Genomic DNA, 17420 nt, shown 5'->3' on the forward strand with positions numbered 1-17420 from the left:
TATCTACAACTCCTTGTTCTCTTTTTCATCCTCTGCAACTTGAAGTATATTGTCTTTATAATATGCTGACCTGGAAGGTAGATTACGCTTCGCAAGTCTTTTTTCAGTAAATTCTCTAATCAGTGAATAAATCAGTACAAAGACCGGAATTCCTATCAGCATTCCCAAGAATCCGAATAGACTACCACCGACTACAATTGCAAAGATTATCCAAAATCCTGACACTCCCAGGGATTCACCGTGGATTCTCGGCGCCAATAGATTTCCGTCAATTTGCTGAATAACCAGTGCAGCAATTACAAACCAAACTACCTTAATAGGAGATTGGAAAAGTATAATAATCGCTGCAGGTATAGCACCAAGCCATGGTCCTATCCATGGAATCATATTGGTAACTCCAAGCAAGAATGCAAGTAATCCGGCATACTGTACCTTCATTATGAGAAGTACTATGAAAAATACAATTGCAACTATAAGGGTATCCAAACCCTGTCCGAGCAAAAATTTCTTCATCAAATTATGCATTCTGGAAGCTAAGTTTATAGTATAATTCGCCTTATCTACACTCATCCACGAATAGAGAATCATTTTGGACTGCGCAGCAAATTTTTCTTTTTCAATCAGTATATAGATTGAAATAATAAATCCTAAAATAAAGCTTGTCACTTTGGACATAGTGGAACTAATAAAAGATCCTACGACAGGCAACATGCTCTTAATCATATTGTTGATATTTCCCAAGAATTCTCTGGCTTTCTCGTTGAATTCATCTATAAACTCTTCGCTTAAATTCAATTTTTCAAAGGTTGCTTCCGCCCAGTCAATGACTTCCGAAATATACCTTGGAGTATTGTCTATCAAGTGACTTATGGATTTTACGGCTTGCGGTACCGCATAATTCATAATCGCAAATATAATTACCAAAATAGTCAAATAGGTTAATGCAATGGCTATGGCTTTTCTACGCTTCTTACTTAATCTTAGAAAAGGTCCACGTTTTAATAATATATGTTCATAAAACCTAAGCAAAAAATTAAGTATATATGCAATAGCTCCTCCAATGAAAAATGGACTTAGCATGCCGAGCACTTTATTTATCCCATTTAATACTATTCCAAATTGGTTGAAAATTACAAAACATGCTGCACTCGCTATTATGACCAAAAAAGCATATACAGCAATTGTAGTATATTTTTTATTCCAATTAAGTTTCAAAATTATTCCACTCCCTCTCTAAAAGAGTTATGTATTGATTATACACCATTTAATCATGTATCTACAATATTTAAAGATTTTAGAGCTAATTGTTTTAATAGTATCCGTTATTATTAAAACTTTTCTTTGAAATTTAAAGTAAATAAAAAAATCGTATCATCTACAAATTAAAATCTATCTCCTTTGAAAACTTGACAGGAGATAGATTTTTGATTTAAAAAAATTGTTACAAACGGATTTTCCTACACTTTTATAATTCTCTTAAAACTATAATATTTTTTTTACCCTTCTCTGCAGTTCCGGAACTACTTCTTCCTCAAACCAAGGATTTTTACCAAGCCATCTAAAATTAAGAGGAGATGGATGAACTATCGGAAAGTATTTTGGAAGATAATCCTTGTAAGCCTTAACAGTTTCAGTTAAATTCTTTTTTACATCCTTACCTAAATAATATTTCTGCGAGTACTGACCGGTTAAAACTATCAGCTCTACATTGGGCATAAGATTGAGAAGTTTAGTATGCCATTTTGCAGCAAAACCTCGTCTGGGAGCTTTATCTCCTGATTTACCCTTTCCCTGATAATAAAAATCCATTGGTAAAAGTGATATTTTGGTTTTATCTCTGAAAGTCTCTTCATCTATTCCAAGCCACTCTTTCAGTCTATTTCCACTTTCGTCCTGCCATGCAATACCGGCACTTTGTGCTTTGATACCCGGAGCTTGACCTATTACTACGATTTTAGCTTTTTCATGTGCAACAAATAAGGGCTTATACCCAAGTTCTTTAAAATGAGCATTTTCGGGGTCTTCTTGGATTTCACTTCGAATCTTATCTATTTGATTCATAATCTTCCTCCTTAGTATAGTTTATGCATCACAATAAAACATATTTTCCGTATAAATAAATTTCACCAAACCATATGTTTGGTGAAATCTAAGTGTTTCAGGTGCTTTGCCCGATATGTCTTCAGTTGAAAGTTCAATCTAGTATTTTATTTGCTATTAATTATATACCCAATATTTCTAATATTTAGCAGAATACTAAAATGCCGGAACTATTGCTCCTTCATATTTTTCTTTAAGGAAGTCTTTTACCTTATCAGTATGAAGAGCATCCATTAGCTTTTTGAATTTTTCTAGGTCTTTATCTGCGGTTCTAACAGCGACTAAATTCGCATATGGTGAATCAACCTTTTCCATAATCAATCCGTCTTCTACAGGATTAAGTTTTGCCAAGATAGCAAAGTTGGAGTTTATAACAGCTGCATCAGCATCTGTATAAGCTTTAGCAATTGACGCTGCTTCTAGTGCAGTAAATTTTAGATTCTTAGGATTATCTGTTATATCATTTTCAGTTGCATTTACATCGCTTGGATCTTTTAGTTTAATAAGTCCTGCTGACTCGAGAAGTAATAATGCTCTGGATCCGTTTGAAGGATCATTCGGGATTAGAATCTGTGCTCCATCCGGAAGTTCTTCCAATGATTTATATTTGTCAGAATATAGTGCTATAGGCTCAATATGAACATTTCCTATTGATACCAAATCCAAGTTTTTAGACTCTGTCATATCCTTAAAATATGGCTCATGTTGGAAGAAGTTTGCATCTATCGATCCATCTGCCAAGGACATATTTGGGGTTACATAGTCGTTGAATTCAACTATTTCAACCTCTACTCCTTCTTTTGCAAGATCGTCTTTTATTAATTCAACTATCTCAGCATGCGGTACCGGAGTTACTCCAATTTTGATTACTACCTTTTCTGCTTTGTCGTCTTTCTTTTCTGTTTCTGCCTTATCGGTAGTTTCGACCTTATCAGTCTTTTCTTCCACTTTCTTTTCTCCACCTGTACAAGCAGTAAGTCCTAATGCCAGTACTAAAACCAATAACAAAATTTTCTTCATAATTCCCTCCTGTTTATCTTTTATTCAAATATATAGAAATCCTAGTTCCAACAAATTGAACTATTTGAACTAGTACTACTATCACTATTACAGATGCCCAAAGTATATCCGTCTCAGATCTAAAGTGTCCATATCTTATTGCCACATCTCCAAGTCCACCGCCACCGATAGCCCCTGCCATTGCAGAATAACCGATTATATTTATTATCGTAATCGTAATCATATTTACCAGTGAGGGCAATGCTTCTGGTATGAGTACCTTTAATAAAATCTCTCTCTTACTTGAACCCATCGCTTTAGCAGCATCAATGACACCCTTATCCACCTCGATAACCGCCTGTTCGAACATTCTGGCTACAAAAGGAGTCGCCGAAATTGATAGTGGTACTATAACAGCCTTAGTCCCTATGGTCGTTCCAACTACTAGTCTGGATAGTGGAAATAATACAAGAACCAATATGATAAATGGTATGGAACGCATCAGGTTTATTATTCCATCTAAAAATGTGTATAATTTCAGATTTTCCGAGATTCCGTTTTTTCTAGTGGCGACCAGTATCATACCAAGCGGAAAACCAAGTAGTACAGCGATTAATGTTGAAAATGTAACCATATAGATGGTTTCAAACGTAGCTTTTAAAATCAAATCCGTCATCTTATCGCCTCCACATTTATTCCCTTGGCTCTTAAGTCATTCAGTGCCGTAAAAATCTTTGCTTCATCTCCCCTTAGCTCAAGATGTAGATATCCTACACTTGTGTAGTGGAGCTTATTGATATTTCCCGACAGTATATTGACCACTATTCCATAATCCTTGGCCATAGTCGATACTATTGGTTCTTTTGCAGTTCTTTCATCAAAAGTCAGTCGCACCAATATTCCTTCAAAGTCATTGGAATCATATATCTCATCTTTAACTTCAGACCTCAACCCTTCAATAAAGGATAGAGTTCTACTCTTCTTAGGATTTCTAAAGAGTTCTTCTACAGTATTTTCTTCTATTATTACCCCATTTTCCATAACTGCTATCTTATCGCATATATCCTTTGCGACTTCCATTTGGTGGGTAATCATAATAATCGTAAGTCCAAGTTCCTTAACCGATTTTCTAAGTAAATCCAAGACAGATTTAGTATTAGCCGGATCCAGAGCCGAAGTTCCTTCGTCGCTTAATAGGATTTTAGGTTTTGTTGCCAAAGCTCTGGCAATTGCAACCCTCTGTTTTTGACCACCTGACAGTTGTGAAGGATAGGAGTTTTTCTTATCTACCAAGTCGACGAATTCCAATAATTCATTGACCCTATTTTCTATATCCTTTTTATTCATTCCTATTATTTCAAGAGGATAGGCTATGTTTTTCGCAACAGTTCTTTGATGAAATAGATTGAACTGCTGAAATATCATACCTATTTCTTTTCTATGCTCTAATAATTCCCTATCATTCATAGCCGTTATGTCCATGCCGTCTACAACAATCGTGCCCGATGTAGGTTCTTCAAGCCTGTTGATACATCTTACGAGCGTGGACTTACCAGCTCCACTCAAGCCTATAATCCCATATATTTCACCCTTATTAACTTTAAATGAAACATCGTTTAAGACTTTGAGAGTTCCGCTTTCAACCTCAAAATCCTTGTGTAAATTCTCTACAACTATCATATGTCCTCCAATAATAAAAACCTCTACAATGAGAGGTTTATAAAACTATCTCATCTTCCGGAATTAGCACCAAATCTAATTGGTTGCCGGGTATCATAGGGCCGGTCCCTCCACCACTCTTGATAAGATTCATATTCAATTCTATTTCATCTGCATAAAATGCTTGCAATTAAAATCAATTTTTACTATCATACAACAATAAACTTAGCTTGTCAAATGTATTGACCCATTAAAGCGAATGCTTATAAAAAATGTTAATTTTTTTATAATTATGTTCGGATTTATTTTGTGCAAATTTTTTAATTCATAACTCCTGTTCGGCTAGCTGAGGAACGGATATACTTTACGAAAGTATTAAATGTAGATGAACTAGCTATTTTCTATTTCCTTAGCCAGTTTGCTTTTTACGAGAGTTTTGTTTTTAATTTTTCTCAATAGTTCAAATGGATTTAAGCTATACGATAGACGCTGTTTACAGTAATTGACCCATTCAATAAATGCGAATAGCAGAATTAGAATTCCTACTATCGTTGAAAACCAGTGACTATGCGTTAATAATAGCACCGGCAAGCCTAAAGACAAAAGCACACTATCAATTAAACTCAACACTTTGTAGATGCGACCTGCTTTTTCTACAAATGTTTTACGAACTGTAATCCTCTTATATAAAATCCACCAATAAAAAGCCCCTTGAACGAGAATAGCACCTAAAACAAAAAGCGGATATACCATGGATTTCATCAAATAAGTTCCTGTTTCAAGCTTTGAAAATCTAAAATAGCAAAACCAGAACACGACTACTGCAACAACCTCGCCTGTATATAATCTTACCAATTCTTTTTTTATCCGATTTTTTATGTGTATTTCCCCTATGACTGACTGAATTGTATCACGGTAATAAATCATATACAATTTTTTAACAGTAGAACCTTATCATTTACAGCTTTTCAATGTCTAAAAATGCTACCGGTCTTTTATATAGTTCGTCTTTTATTCAGATAATCATAGCACACTAAGTTCCAAATAGATACTATTGGCATTCTCAACAAGTTCTTCTGAATAGCAGGAGTCTTCAGCTGCAACTGTATATAATATGCTGTTATAGCTCATCTTTATCGACCTTTTTAGGTATTCATCGACCTTGGATCCATTTATGCATCCCACAGCTATATAATTGATTTTTGAATCTTCCATGGCAGCATCCAGGATTAGATTTGAAAGCATCTCCTCTTCCCCGGGTTTGCATAAATAGTATGAAACATATCTATAATCGAGTTCCCTTCCCTCAGCCGGCAGTACCGGGTATCCATATAATGGTAGTAAATGCCTAATATACTTGATATAGGCATACTTTCCTTCGTAGGCATGGAGGATCTGTTTTTTATCCGATCTGCTCTTCAAATATAAGGCGCATAAAATTTCATCACCTTCTGAAACTATTCTAAAGTTCTTATAATCGAGATTGTCAAAATCCAGTTCAGGATATAGGTAAAAGTCCTTGCCATACTTATAATAAAAGCTTTTGAGTGCGTCTATTTCATTTTTTCTTATAGGTCTTATACCGGTAATTATCTTTTTAAAAGGTCTTACTCTCGGTATAATCCATACTCTATAATCAGCTATTCGCATATACTCAGGGAAGTTCTTTCGCTTCTTGCTTACCAGTTTTTGAAACACTTCATTGTCCGACAATATAGTCGTTATAATGTATTTTGCTCCATTTTCTGAAATCCAATCCATCATAATTGAGTATGCATCTATCAGCCTAAGAGTTTTTCTTCTAAAGTCGGGACTGACTCTTAATCCGCTAAGATATGCGACTTTCTCCAATCTTCCGCCTATATACATATTGCTTACATTACAAACCCCAAACCCCGCCAGTGAATCGGTATTTTTATGCCTACAGCATAGGATTAAGGTCTCGTCTCCGTCTTTATAGAAGGATTCCACAGGATTTTTCCCTCTTGTATAAAGTATCTGTAAATCCCCCTTAAAATCAGGGTTTCTTAAAAGGGCATCTATGTCCGCATTATCTTTTATTGTTGCAGGATAAAAATAAAACTCATCATTTCGGATATTCATCTAATCCATCTCCTATTGGAAGCATCAGTTTCTCATCTATTTCTTTTTTTAAGTTGAAGTTTTGAGATAAAAACACAAAAGTAGTAATAATATCCTTGTATCTCCGTATTGCATTTAGAGTTCTCTTGGGCAGCTTGCTTAAGCTGAAGTATCTATGTCTTATTTCTCGACACTTTTCAGTAACTCTACCTTCCATGTCACCTTTGACGATATATGGGATATTCCCATAATTATAGCCGCTTTGTAGCCACCATTCGGGATGAACCAGTCTATTTTCACTTAGAAGTCTATCGTGCAAACCGGTTCCTGGAAATGGCAATAGGTGATTGAAAGCCACGAAGAAAAAATCATGTTTTGCTGCAAATCTCAATGCAGCTTCATAATCCTCTTCAGTCTCATAATCATAACCAAAGACAAATGTAGCATAGATTCCAATCCCATATGAGTGTATCTTCTCTGTGAGATAATCTCTTTCGTCAGATTGAAAAGCCCAAGATTTATTCATTTGTTTTAATATATTAGGGTTCATGGACTCAAATCCTATTAAAACAACCATGCATCCACTTCTCTTCATCCATTTTAAAAGTTCATCATTTCTGGCCATGGTAAGCGAGCCTTGTCCCGACCATCTTATCTTTAGTGGTACAAGTGCTTTAAAAAGCTCGATTGCAAACTCTTCATCTGCTACTATATTATCATCCACAAAAAAGATATATTTCTTTCCGCTCGATTTTATATCGTTTACTATATCTTCAATATCCCGTCTATAGTATTTTTTCTTGTAAGCTGATGTTATAGTGCAAAACTCGCAATTAAAAACGCATCCTCTACCTGTTTCTATAAGAGCTAAAGGAGAGTATTTCTTATTTCCGTATATTCTCCTGTCCGGAATCATCCCCTTCTTAAATCCGTTCTCACCATAGTAGAACTTTTTCAAGGTGCCATTTTCTATATCGTCCAATAGTTCATCGATGATGAGTTCTGCATTGCCTATTACTACTGAATCTCCATTTTTTATTGATTCTTCGGGCATGAGAGTTGGATGATAACCTCCATAGATGACCGGAATTCCCCTTTTACTATATTTATTTCCTATTTTGTATGCCCTTCTGGCAGTGTACATTTCTACAGGAATTATAACTGCATCGGTATCCTCTTCATAATCTATAAGTTCAATCCTGTCATCATAGAAGACCATTTCAGCTCTTTCGTTAATCATGGATGCAAGAGTACTTATGGTCAAAGGTTCCATCAATCTCCACGTTTTTATATAGGGCTTTCCTGATTTTTTACCGATTGCAGGAAGTATAAGTGTAATTTTCATTATTTTCCTCCAAGGATCATTCCCTGTTTTTTATAGACTTCCTTTCTAAAAAGAGGGTTATATGCCATATATACTCCAAGTCTATAGATATTTCTCATATTGGTCTTTAAATCCAATGCTCTTAAAAATATGGATTTCGGCTTGTTAAATTCCTTCCTGCACATAAATCCAAGTTCTGTCAACTCGTCAGGCGTCATATTTTTAGGAATGTATGGAGCATGATTAAATCTAAAATCATCGTGAATCCACCACTTCCCGTCATATAAGAGTCTATTTTCCGACTTCAATCTGTCATACAATCCTGTGGAAGGATAAGGCATAATTACATTAAATGCAGCAAAGGCAAACTTATTTGCAATTGCAAAATCAAGAGTTTCTTTTATGGATTTTACAGTATCATTATCATGGCCTATTGTAAACGCAGCCCATGTTTGATGCCCAAAATCTCTTAATATCTCTATCGACTTTTTATAAAATGGATCTCTTGTATTTCCCTTCTTGTCCATTTCAACAAGAGAGTTTTGAACGATTGACTCAAAGCCAATTACATTTCCCAAGCATCCACTTTTCATCATCAGCTCCATAAGTTCTCTATCTTCGAGCATACTTATCGAAGCTTGTGACACCCATTTAATCTTTAGTGGAATGAGAGCCTTAAAAAGTTCTTTCGCTTTCTCATGATTGTATACTATATTGTCATCTACAAAAAATACTCTTTTAAGATTTTGGCTTTTGATTTCGTCTACCACATCTTCTATAGCTCTACAGTGGTGTTTGCCGGAGAAAAACACTGAACTTGCACAAAACTTGCAACTTCCACCGCATCCTCTGCTAAACTGCATTAAAGATAATTTGAGATAACCCTTGTTTTTAAATATATCTCTCCTGGGAAATACTCCATCCTGTACCACTGTGGTTCTTCCTATATACCTAGCCTTTAATCTATTGTTTTTTGCATCCTCTATAAGCTCCTTCCAGACCGTTTCGGCATCTCCTATTACTACAGAATCCGCATGTAATTCCACTTCCGAAGGCAGTAGTGTCGGATGCATGCCTCCCATCACCACTTTTACTCCACGTCTCCTAAATTCAGAACTTATCTCATAACTTCTCTTGGCAGTAAAAGTTTCGACTGTTATTGCCACTAAGTCAGTGCTGGCATCATAGTTTATTTCTTCGCATCTGTCATCATAAAATACTATATCTACATCCTCGGGTGTAAGTGCTGCAAGGATTCCAATTTGAAGCGGTTCCATTCTTCCCTCATCCACATAGCTGCCACTCATCATTCTACCCATATTCGGTTTAATCAACGTCAGTCTCATAAATTTACTCCTTGCTTTTTGTGGATTTCTCTTCTAGAGACCAGATTTGTCATGAGAAATACCAGTGGATGTATCCTATTCACATTATTTGCCAGCCTTTGGATTATGGATTTATATGAATAAAACTCTGACCTAAGCATATATGCACCTTTTTCAAGTTCTGTTTCCGTCATGTTTTTAGGTACAATCATACTCATTCCATATTTATAATTTGGATTTAGCCACCATTTTTCCATGGTTAATCTATTTTCGTTTTTTAACCTATTGTATAGTGGAGTTCCCGGCATTGCCATAAGCGGGTTAAAGTTTGCCAAATAGAATTTATGTTTATTGCAAAATTCCTTTATCTCTTCAAATGAATCGATATCGTCGTAGTCATAACCCAGTACAAAAGTCGCATAGATTGCAATTCCATGCTCATATATTTTAGCAATCTTTTCATCATAGGATCTCTTTATATTAACACTCTTTTTCATTAGTTTTAAATTTTTATCTCTTAGACTTTCAAAACCTATTAAAAGAAGTATGCAGCCAGACTTTTTTATTAGCTTCAACAATTCTTCGTCATCTGCAACATCGATGCTTATTTGAGCTGCCCATTTGATATTTAAAGCTTCTATGCCTGTTAAAAGAGCTATCAAATCTTCCCTGTTATGGAGCAGATTGTCATCTGCAAAAAATATAAGTTTAAGCTTCCTGTTTTTAATCTCCTCTATGATTTGTGCCGAAGACCTGTATCTAACTTTTTTATACATGGAACTTACTGAGCAGAATTCGCAGTTATACTTGCATCCCCTGCTTACTTGCACAGCTTTTAATATGGGATATTTTTTATCTTCAAATATCGAGGTATCGTAAACTGTATTTTCAAAGCTTATAAATTGACTGATATAGTTTCTTTTATAAGCTCCATCTTCCAAATCAATTATAAACTCAGGCCAAGTGTCTTCAGCATCTCCTACAAATACGACATCTACGTACTCCGATGCTTCACCGGGCAGAGATGAAGAGTGAAATCCTCCAAGTGCAGTTTTTACACCACATTTTCTTGCATATTTAGAAATATCATATGCTCTTTTTGCAGTAAAACTGGATGCTGTCATTATTATCCAGTCATAATCTTCAACATTATAGCTGTCCCCGAGATTCTCATCTTTAAAATCTACGTGAAAATTATCCGGTGTGAGTGCTTTAAGAATTCCGAATGCCAGCGGTTCCATGGCATCACTTCTTGGAACTCCACCGATTGAGAGCTGCAAAAAGAGCATCTTTATATTATTTTCCATCACGTTTAAAAACTCCATTTAATTGGTCTGTTCGCTTTCTCATTCAATATCACTTATATCTATCATCTTTTCTCTCGTAAATTCCTCAAGTTTATCCGCATAATGTCTGTAGGCCAGATTGGTCATTATAGATAATGGAATCCCAAGATGAGGTCTAAGAATTCTATTTTTTATATGATTAAGTGTATAGGTATCTCTCCAGGCTCTTATAAGTCCATCATTTAACTGCTTTACAGTCATATTCTTCGGTTCAAAAACCACATGTTCAACATCATACATTGCCCAATGCCTATCAAAAATTCTGTTTTCTGCTTCTAATTGAGCGTAGAGTGGTGTCTTTGGAAATGGAGTCAAAACAGAATACCTCGGTAGATCTATCTTTAGCTTTTCTACCATTTCTACAGTTCTGTCAAAGATATCCGGATTATCTTCATCTGAGCCGAAACAAAAAGTTCCATTAATCATAATGCCTGCATCATGCATTTTCTTCATCATTTCAAAATAATCTACATTCTCATTTCGGTATTTATTCATAGCTCCTAAAGAAGAGGTCGCCACCGATTCAAAGCCTATAAGTAGACCTTTACAACCGCTCTTAACTAAAAGATCAAATAATTCTCTATCATTTACGACATCTGCAGTAGTAAGTCCGAACCACCACTTCTTAAGAGGTATGAGTGCTTTAAACAGCTTAATTGCAAAGTCCCTATGCGCTATTAGATTCACATCTATAAAGAGAATTGTCTTAGTTCCTATTTTTTCAATTTCACTTACGATCTCCGGTATAGGCCTCTTATAGACATTTTTACTGTGAAGAGCATTTACAGCGCAAAAAGTACATTCATTGCTGCATCCCCTACTAGCTTCCAGTGATGAGGAGGTGATGTATTTCCCTTTTTGAATCAAACTTCTCATTACGGGTCCAAAGGATCCATTTTCATTTAACTTACCATGATAGAACCTTTTTATATCTCCTCTTTTGATATCCTCCATCAGTTGACCTATTACACCTTCAGCAAAGCCTATGATAACGGCATCTGCATGCTGAATAGCCTCTTCGGGTAATAACGTGGGATGCACTCCGCCGAGGATTACAATTTTACCTTCTCTTCTATATTTGTCTGCATATGCATAAACTCTGGGTGCAGTCCCGGTGATGGCCGTCATAAACACGATATCAGCTTCCAGATCACTTGGAATTTTCTCTATGGTTTCATCATATATGCGAACGTCATTTTCTTCAATTTCAGACAAAAGACCTGCAATTGTCGTCATTGTAAGCGGTGCATAGTGTATAGCTTTTTTAAAACTGCCGGTATATCTATGCATTGCCCCGGCAGGTGATGTTATCACTATTTTCATTGTTTAAAATGAAGTGACCTTTAAAAGCCACTTCCAGTCCTTTCTCACTATATAATGGGCTAAATTTTATGTCCCCTAATTTCATTTTTTCACTTTTCTTACTAAAATATTCTTCCCATGGATCCTCGGTTATTATGAATACTTTTACATCTCCAATTTGTCCAAGTTTCCTTGCATAGTCATAATGAAAATTCTCTCTTAGTATGGTATCTACTTTAGATTTAAATCCTGCCACATTAAGAGGAGGGTTTTGCATAAATACGCAGTATGACATGGGATTTATTCCAAAAGGTGCGAGAACTGCAAACCCTTCTACTTCCAGTCTTTTAAATAATTCACCTACATGGATTTCATTTATCTTTTCTCCATAATAATCACTTATATGTGCTTCCTTGCCTAAAAACTCTATTATTGGCAGTCCCTTATAATGACCACTGACTTTTATGAGATCATAGAGCCTGTACCTGTATAAACCCCCGGAAGTGGTCAGTAGGACACTATAAGTGTTTCCGGAAACCAGATTATCAGGCAGAAATATCTCACCTGTTTTTAAGTCCATAAACTCAAAGAAATGTGATTTATAAGATAAAACCTTACCAATCCCTTCCAGTGGAAATGAAATAATTCCCTCTGTAGCCAACAGTCCCTTTCCTTGAAATAGGGTCTTTGGAAAAAGCTTTTTTAAATCTTCCGCCATCTTCCTAGAAAATCCATCTTCCCAACAGCTTATAAGCTTTAAATTAGGCCAAAGTTCATTATAGTCATGTCCACTGAATCCCTTTAAAATCTTTGCTCTGGAAACTGTTTTATTATTGGATTTAAATCTCATAAATTCACCATTTGACAGTTTCATCTCTCCAGTTTCAAAAGCTCTGATTAATTGTCTTTTATACAGCTCCAATTCAGAAAGCAGAACGCTCAAAAAGCTTGGATTCCATATCGATATAAAACTCAAATCTTCTGCCAGTACTAAATAGTATAGAGTCAAAGTCGCAAAATCTTCAGCCCTCAAATGTTTAACCTCATTTGGAACTGCAAACACCCTTGATAGGAGTATGCTTTGTAATTTATTGAAATATCCGCTATCTTCTTCAAATCCAACAGGTATTTTTATTGGGCTGTACTTTTCATTTTCTATAATTGGTGAAATAGACCAATAATGCTTTCCCTTCTGAATCTCAGGATAATTCATGTATAAATCATAGAGCCATGGTTCTACTCCATTCATAAACTCAGATTTTAAACTCCCGGTATACGGTATATACTTGCTCGGACTACTCGATCCGCTAGATTTTTCATAAAGAAGAATCTTCTCATCTAATAGAGTCTTTTCCCCTGTTTCGTATTGACAAGTAATAAAATCTTCATGGCTGTCATAATCGCCAATGGGTACCACATTAACATAATCCGAAATAGAATGTATTCCTTTAAAATCATACTTTAATCCAAACTCTGTATTCTCATTTTTCCTAATTATCGATAGGAGTTTCGATTCTTGAACTCCCATAAAATCTTCTATACCAGAATTAAAACTGCGATAAGCACTTTTAGTACTATGCTTAATTAATGAATGCTCAATCATCTTTCTCTACCATTTTATAAAATGCAGCCTTCATATTATCCGGTTTGAATTCAGCAATACAAACGAGTTCATCTCCATTGATATATCCCGGATTCGCCTTAACAAAAAACTGAACCTCTTTTTTCCTAAGAGCCTTATGATCCGCATCGGAAACGCCCGTCCTGACATAGTCATTTTTGCCGGTATTTTTTATTATTCCAAGCTCTTCATCATAATCAATTCCATATAAATACCCAGCATAGAGCTTCATTAAATCTCGTTCTCTATCCGGGGTCTCCACTTTATAATTTGGATAATACTCATTTAAATATAATGACATATACCTATAAGTCTTATGTCCCTTACAAACCAAAAACCAATATAAACTTCCCAATTCATCCATATACTCTTTAACAACACGAGAAAAAGTTCTCTGGAGTCCCAGTGACATAGCCTGTGAACTATGAACAATCGTATCCCCCGAGAAAATCCCATATACATCTTCACCATTATAATTAAACTTCAATAACTTATAGGTCGAAAAACCGTAAATCTTACCATCTTCTATAAGTAGAATTACACTATCCTTCTTCAGTAAATCATCCACAAACTTATTAAAATTCAAATTCTCATAAGACTCTTCCATCAGAAAGTACATTTCATCTATTTGAAACTGTTTTAACTCTTTAGGTATTACAACTTTAGTCTCCATATTCACTCCTGAATAAATAAATTCCTATTAACAATTATATCATATTGTTTTATGTGAGCGATACAAGTATTACTCCCCCAAGAACAAAAAACCTAGGCTACAATTACATAAGATAAATTGGTCTTGGAAACACACATGGAAGTGTGGGCACTTCCTCTACTTCTTTAATAGTATTAATTGTCTAATTGGTTAGTGGTGTAGATTGGGCGTGAGTTTAAAGTATAAAGGTAAAATTCTTCGAATTCTTTTTGTATGTCTCTCCCTCAGTCAGCGAAGCTGACAGCTCACCGGAAGAGTTGGATAGTCGTGTGAGATTGGGCGTGAGTTTAAAATATAAAGGTAAAATTCTTCGAATTCTTTTTGTATTTCTCTCCCTCAGTCAACCGAGTTGACAGCTCCCTTTCCAACCTAATCAATTGAGATGCTTTTCGAAATTATGATAGGTTTCATGCAAAGAATACCCAAGAACGAAGTGATTGGCTAGAATTCGACTGCCAAAAGATGGAGCCGAAAAAAACAAAATACAAATTAATCTTAAAGAATGTAGTTTTTGAAGATATTGTGTAAGTCTTTGAGAGCCTCCATCTGACGAGGGAGGTGGGTCGCCTAAGCGACTCGGAGGGAGAGAAAATACAAAAAGCGACATCTTCTCGTCGCTACATAAATAGTCTAATTTCTAACCTCAAACCTCTTACATCTGCTTTTCTGGTAGGCTTCATGCAAAGAATTCCCAAGAAAGAAGTGATTGGCTAGAATTCGACTGCTAAAAGATGGAGCCTATATAGAAACACGAGAGCGGAGATAATTCGATTGCCAAAAGATAGAGTTTTAAACAAAAAACAGCAGAGGAACTTTCTTCTCTGGTAGAGTTTATTAACAATCAAAGAGCTGTCGTTAGACAGCTCTCAGTTTTAATTATTAGTATTCGTAGATTAGGGTTACTGTTGCGTTGACTTTTAGTTCTCCGGGCATGAAGCTTGTTGATGATTCTTCGGCTTGCTTCATATTCATGTCATAGCTTGGAAGTGGTGAGAATCCTCTGCTTCCCTCTACAACTTCTACTGGTCCTTTGATTTTTATTTTCATGCCATCCGCTAGTGCTTGGGCTTTTATTTGTCCTTTTTCAATGGCATCTTTCATTGCTTCAACATAGATGTTTTCTCTTTCTTCGTCTGTAATACCGAAGGTCATACTGTGTGAGCTATTGGCTCCATTATCTACTGCTATATCCATGATAGCTCCTGCTTTTTCCATATCTCTTACAGTAACATTTATAATATGCTGTACATTATATCCTACAATTTTTGAGTAGGTTTCATGGTCGTATTGCGGATACATATTATAACTTGAAGTTTGTATATCGGCATCAGCTATACCATTGTCTTTTATGGCTTTCAATAATGCATTCATCTTGGTAGTATTGTCTTTTTGTGCATCTTTTAGGTCTTCAGCATTTGTAGTAATGCCCAAATTCAAGTATGCTATAGACGGTTTAATGGATTTTGTACTTTCACCTGTAACTGTTAGATGACTCTTGCTTTCAGCTTTATCAATTATCACTTTCGGCTTTTCCTCACTTGCTACTTCCTTCTCTTCAGTCTTGACTTCATTTTTATCTGGTTGAGCACCATTTACCGGTTTACAACCCACAATAGCTAATCCAAGTAGTAATAATACTACAAGTATAGAAATATTTTTGGATATTTTAGTAGTCATTTCGTCCCCTCCTTTTAAGACCATCTTTGGTCTTCTACATATAAAACGTATAAGTCATTTTATTGTGACAATCTTAAGTTCTTTTTATGAAACTATGCTTACAACTTGGACATGTCACTTTTAATTTCCCTTTTCCTCTCGGTACTCTGAGTTCTTCCTTACAATTAGGGCAGGACATATAGACATAGTCCTTAGTTCCAAATAAGCTTCTTTTCAGTTTTAAAAATGGGGCGATAAACTTTCTTTCCATTTCAAAATATGCAGCCTGTTGCCTTCTCATCTTCGGAATATCCTTAGAAAATATTCTCATATATAGTAGTATCAATATCACTAAACCGATTAGACTTGCGATTTGACTCCCCGGAACATCCAATATTCTAAGTAATATGGTAATGACCATACTGGCTATAAAAAATATTTGCAGCCTTCTTCCTAAGAGATCAAGTCCGTTACGACCTCTCATAAATTCCATAATTTTGTACTTTAAATTATTCAACTAATCAACTCTCCTAATATCTTCGAAATATCTCCATAAATTACATAGTCAGCCAATCCGTCTTGAGTAGTCGGCTCCATATTCATCAGAATCAGCTTGTTTCCATTATAATACCTCAGTAATCCGGCAGCAGGATATACTACCAGTGAAGTCCCTCCTACAATAAATATATCGGCATTACTTATGGCTTCAATTGCACGATTAAATTTATCCATATCGAGTGGTTCTTCATATAATACTACATCAGGCCTAACGATTCCTCCGCAGGAATCACAATGATCTATCCCCTCTACTTTTAAGACATAATCCTGATCAAATGTCTTATTACAATCAACACAATAGTAATCGATTAAATTACCGTGGATTTCTATAACATTTTTGGAACCCGCCATCTGATGTAAGCCATCGATATTCTGCGTTATAACTGCATTTAGTCTACCCTCTTCCTCGAGTTTTGCAAGGGCTATATGTGCTGCATTAGGTTTTGCATCCGGGTATATCAGATTCTTTTTATAATATTCGGCAAACTCGTCAGGATGAAACTTAAAAAAGGTGTGACTGAGCATGTATTCGGGAGAATAATTCGTCCCACTTTTTTTATTATATAGTCCCGTGCTGGATCTGAAATCCGGAATATTTGAAGCTGTCGATACACCGGCTCCTCCAAAAAACACTATATTTCTTCCATTTTTCAATATTTCTTTTACTTCGTTTAAAACTTTATCCATTGCGACCTCCTCTTAGTCAACAAGACGGTGCCACTCTGTTCATAGCTAT

Annotated in this window: 16 protein-coding genes and 1 riboswitch; all 16 genes read right to left on the reverse strand. The window is 35.6% G+C overall.

All coding sequences use genetic code 11. From position 1 onward, the window contains the following. Positions 1 to 3: 3 nt before the first annotated feature. On the reverse strand, positions 4 to 1215 hold the full coding sequence (locus VZL98_07855; GenBank protein WVH62610.1) for an AI-2E family transporter: 1212 nt from the start codon (positions 1213 to 1215) through the stop codon (positions 4 to 6). Between the two features lie 267 nt (positions 1216 to 1482). Beyond that, on the reverse strand, positions 1483 to 2061 hold the full coding sequence (locus VZL98_07860) for a uracil-DNA glycosylase family protein (protein ID WVH62611.1): 579 nt from the start codon (positions 2059 to 2061) through the stop codon (positions 1483 to 1485). Between the two features lie 195 nt (positions 2062 to 2256). After that, complete coding sequence (locus tag VZL98_07865; protein WVH62612.1) at positions 2257 to 3120, reverse strand: MetQ/NlpA family ABC transporter substrate-binding protein; 864 nt, start codon at positions 3118 to 3120, stop codon at positions 2257 to 2259. A gap of 13 nt (positions 3121 to 3133) precedes the next feature. Beyond that, complete coding sequence (locus tag VZL98_07870; protein ID WVH62613.1) at positions 3134 to 3775, reverse strand: methionine ABC transporter permease; 642 nt, start codon at positions 3773 to 3775, stop codon at positions 3134 to 3136. Next, positions 3772 to 4779, reverse strand: coding sequence for a methionine ABC transporter ATP-binding protein (locus VZL98_07875; GenBank protein WVH62614.1), 1008 nt, complete (start codon positions 4777 to 4779; stop codon positions 3772 to 3774). Before VZL98_07875 ends, VZL98_07870 begins: the two co-directional genes overlap by 4 nt. Before the next feature lie 47 nt (positions 4780 to 4826). Next, positions 4827 to 4908, reverse strand: a riboswitch (SAM riboswitch). Between the two features lie 240 nt (positions 4909 to 5148). Continuing rightward, positions 5149 to 5613 carry a hypothetical protein gene (locus tag VZL98_07880; GenBank protein ID WVH62615.1) on the reverse strand — a complete coding sequence of 155 codons (465 nt, stop codon included), beginning with the start codon at positions 5611 to 5613 and terminating at the stop codon, positions 5149 to 5151. Between the two features lie 168 nt (positions 5614 to 5781). Further along, complete coding sequence (locus tag VZL98_07885) at positions 5782 to 6861, reverse strand: hypothetical protein (protein WVH62616.1); 1080 nt, start codon at positions 6859 to 6861, stop codon at positions 5782 to 5784. Then, complete coding sequence (locus VZL98_07890; GenBank protein ID WVH62617.1) at positions 6845 to 8185, reverse strand: radical SAM protein; 1341 nt, start codon at positions 8183 to 8185, stop codon at positions 6845 to 6847. The genes VZL98_07885 and VZL98_07890 overlap by 17 nt, the downstream gene beginning before the upstream one ends. After that, a complete protein-coding gene (locus VZL98_07895; protein ID WVH62618.1) occupies positions 8185 to 9510 on the reverse strand; it encodes a radical SAM protein in 1326 nt (441 codons plus the stop codon). Before VZL98_07895 ends, VZL98_07890 begins: the two co-directional genes overlap by 1 nt. Further along, positions 9507 to 10796 carry a radical SAM protein gene (locus VZL98_07900; protein ID WVH62619.1) on the reverse strand — a complete coding sequence of 430 codons (1290 nt, stop codon included), beginning with the start codon at positions 10794 to 10796 and terminating at the stop codon, positions 9507 to 9509. Before VZL98_07900 ends, VZL98_07895 begins: the two co-directional genes overlap by 4 nt. Positions 10797 to 10835: 39 nt before the next feature. Then, positions 10836 to 12158, reverse strand: a complete 1323-nt coding sequence (locus tag VZL98_07905) for a radical SAM protein (GenBank protein ID WVH62620.1) — start codon at positions 12156 to 12158, stop codon at positions 10836 to 10838. Further along, positions 12118 to 13665: a GH3 auxin-responsive promoter family protein gene (locus tag VZL98_07910; GenBank protein ID WVH62621.1), complete on the reverse strand. Its 1548-nt coding sequence runs from the start codon at positions 13663 to 13665 to the stop codon at positions 12118 to 12120. Before VZL98_07910 ends, VZL98_07905 begins: the two co-directional genes overlap by 41 nt. A gap of 67 nt (positions 13666 to 13732) precedes the next feature. Continuing rightward, positions 13733 to 14431 carry a hypothetical protein gene (locus VZL98_07915; GenBank protein WVH62622.1) on the reverse strand — a complete coding sequence of 233 codons (699 nt, stop codon included), beginning with the start codon at positions 14429 to 14431 and terminating at the stop codon, positions 13733 to 13735. Between the two features lie 918 nt (positions 14432 to 15349). Further along, on the reverse strand, positions 15350 to 16147 hold the full coding sequence (locus tag VZL98_07920) for an SIMPL domain-containing protein (GenBank protein WVH62623.1): 798 nt from the start codon (positions 16145 to 16147) through the stop codon (positions 15350 to 15352). 73 nt (positions 16148 to 16220) lie between these two features. Next, the gene (locus tag VZL98_07925) at positions 16221 to 16643 is read right to left on the reverse strand and encodes a hypothetical protein (protein ID WVH62624.1); all 423 of its coding nucleotides are present in this window, start codon (positions 16641 to 16643) and stop codon (positions 16221 to 16223) included. Beyond that, positions 16640 to 17371, reverse strand: a complete 732-nt coding sequence (locus VZL98_07930; protein WVH62625.1) for an NAD-dependent protein deacylase — start codon at positions 17369 to 17371, stop codon at positions 16640 to 16642. Before VZL98_07930 ends, VZL98_07925 begins: the two co-directional genes overlap by 4 nt. Positions 17372 to 17420 lie beyond the last annotated feature (49 nt).

This window comes from Peptoniphilaceae bacterium AMB_02 (assembly GCA_036321625.1).
Lineage (GTDB): Bacteria > Bacillota > Clostridia > Tissierellales > Peptoniphilaceae > Microaceticoccus > Microaceticoccus formicicus.

What these genes read in the sequence shown, in the direction of transcription:
- VZL98_07860 (WVH62611.1), bottom strand. Translation starts at nt 2,061, where the DNA reads ATGAATCAAATAGATAAGATTCGAAGTGAAATCCAAGAAGACCCCGAA.
- VZL98_07865 (WVH62612.1), bottom strand. Translation starts at nt 3,120, where the DNA reads ATGAAGAAAATTTTGTTATTGGTTTTAGTACTGGCATTAGGACTTACT.
- VZL98_07870 (WVH62613.1), bottom strand. Translation starts at nt 3,775, where the DNA reads ATGACGGATTTGATTTTAAAAGCTACGTTTGAAACCATCTATATGGTT.
- VZL98_07875 (WVH62614.1), bottom strand. Translation starts at nt 4,779, where the DNA reads ATGATAGTTGTAGAGAATTTACACAAGGATTTTGAGGTTGAAAGCGGA.
- VZL98_07885 (WVH62616.1), bottom strand. Translation starts at nt 6,861, where the DNA reads ATGAATATCCGAAATGATGAGTTTTATTTTTATCCTGCAACAATAAAA.
- VZL98_07890 (WVH62617.1), bottom strand. Translation starts at nt 8,185, where the DNA reads ATGAAAATTACACTTATACTTCCTGCAATCGGTAAAAAATCAGGAAAG.
- VZL98_07895 (WVH62618.1), bottom strand. Translation starts at nt 9,510, where the DNA reads ATGAGACTGACGTTGATTAAACCGAATATGGGTAGAATGATGAGTGGC.
- VZL98_07900 (WVH62619.1), bottom strand. Translation starts at nt 10,796, where the DNA reads ATGGAAAATAATATAAAGATGCTCTTTTTGCAGCTCTCAATCGGTGGA.
- VZL98_07905 (WVH62620.1), bottom strand. Translation starts at nt 12,158, where the DNA reads ATGAAAATAGTGATAACATCACCTGCCGGGGCAATGCATAGATATACC.
- VZL98_07910 (WVH62621.1), bottom strand. Translation starts at nt 13,665, where the DNA reads ATGGGAGTTCAAGAATCGAAACTCCTATCGATAATTAGGAAAAATGAG.
- VZL98_07915 (WVH62622.1), bottom strand. Translation starts at nt 14,431, where the DNA reads ATGGAGACTAAAGTTGTAATACCTAAAGAGTTAAAACAGTTTCAAATA.
- VZL98_07920 (WVH62623.1), bottom strand. Translation starts at nt 16,147, where the DNA reads ATGACTACTAAAATATCCAAAAATATTTCTATACTTGTAGTATTATTA.
- VZL98_07930 (WVH62625.1), bottom strand. Translation starts at nt 17,371, where the DNA reads ATGGATAAAGTTTTAAACGAAGTAAAAGAAATATTGAAAAATGGAAGA.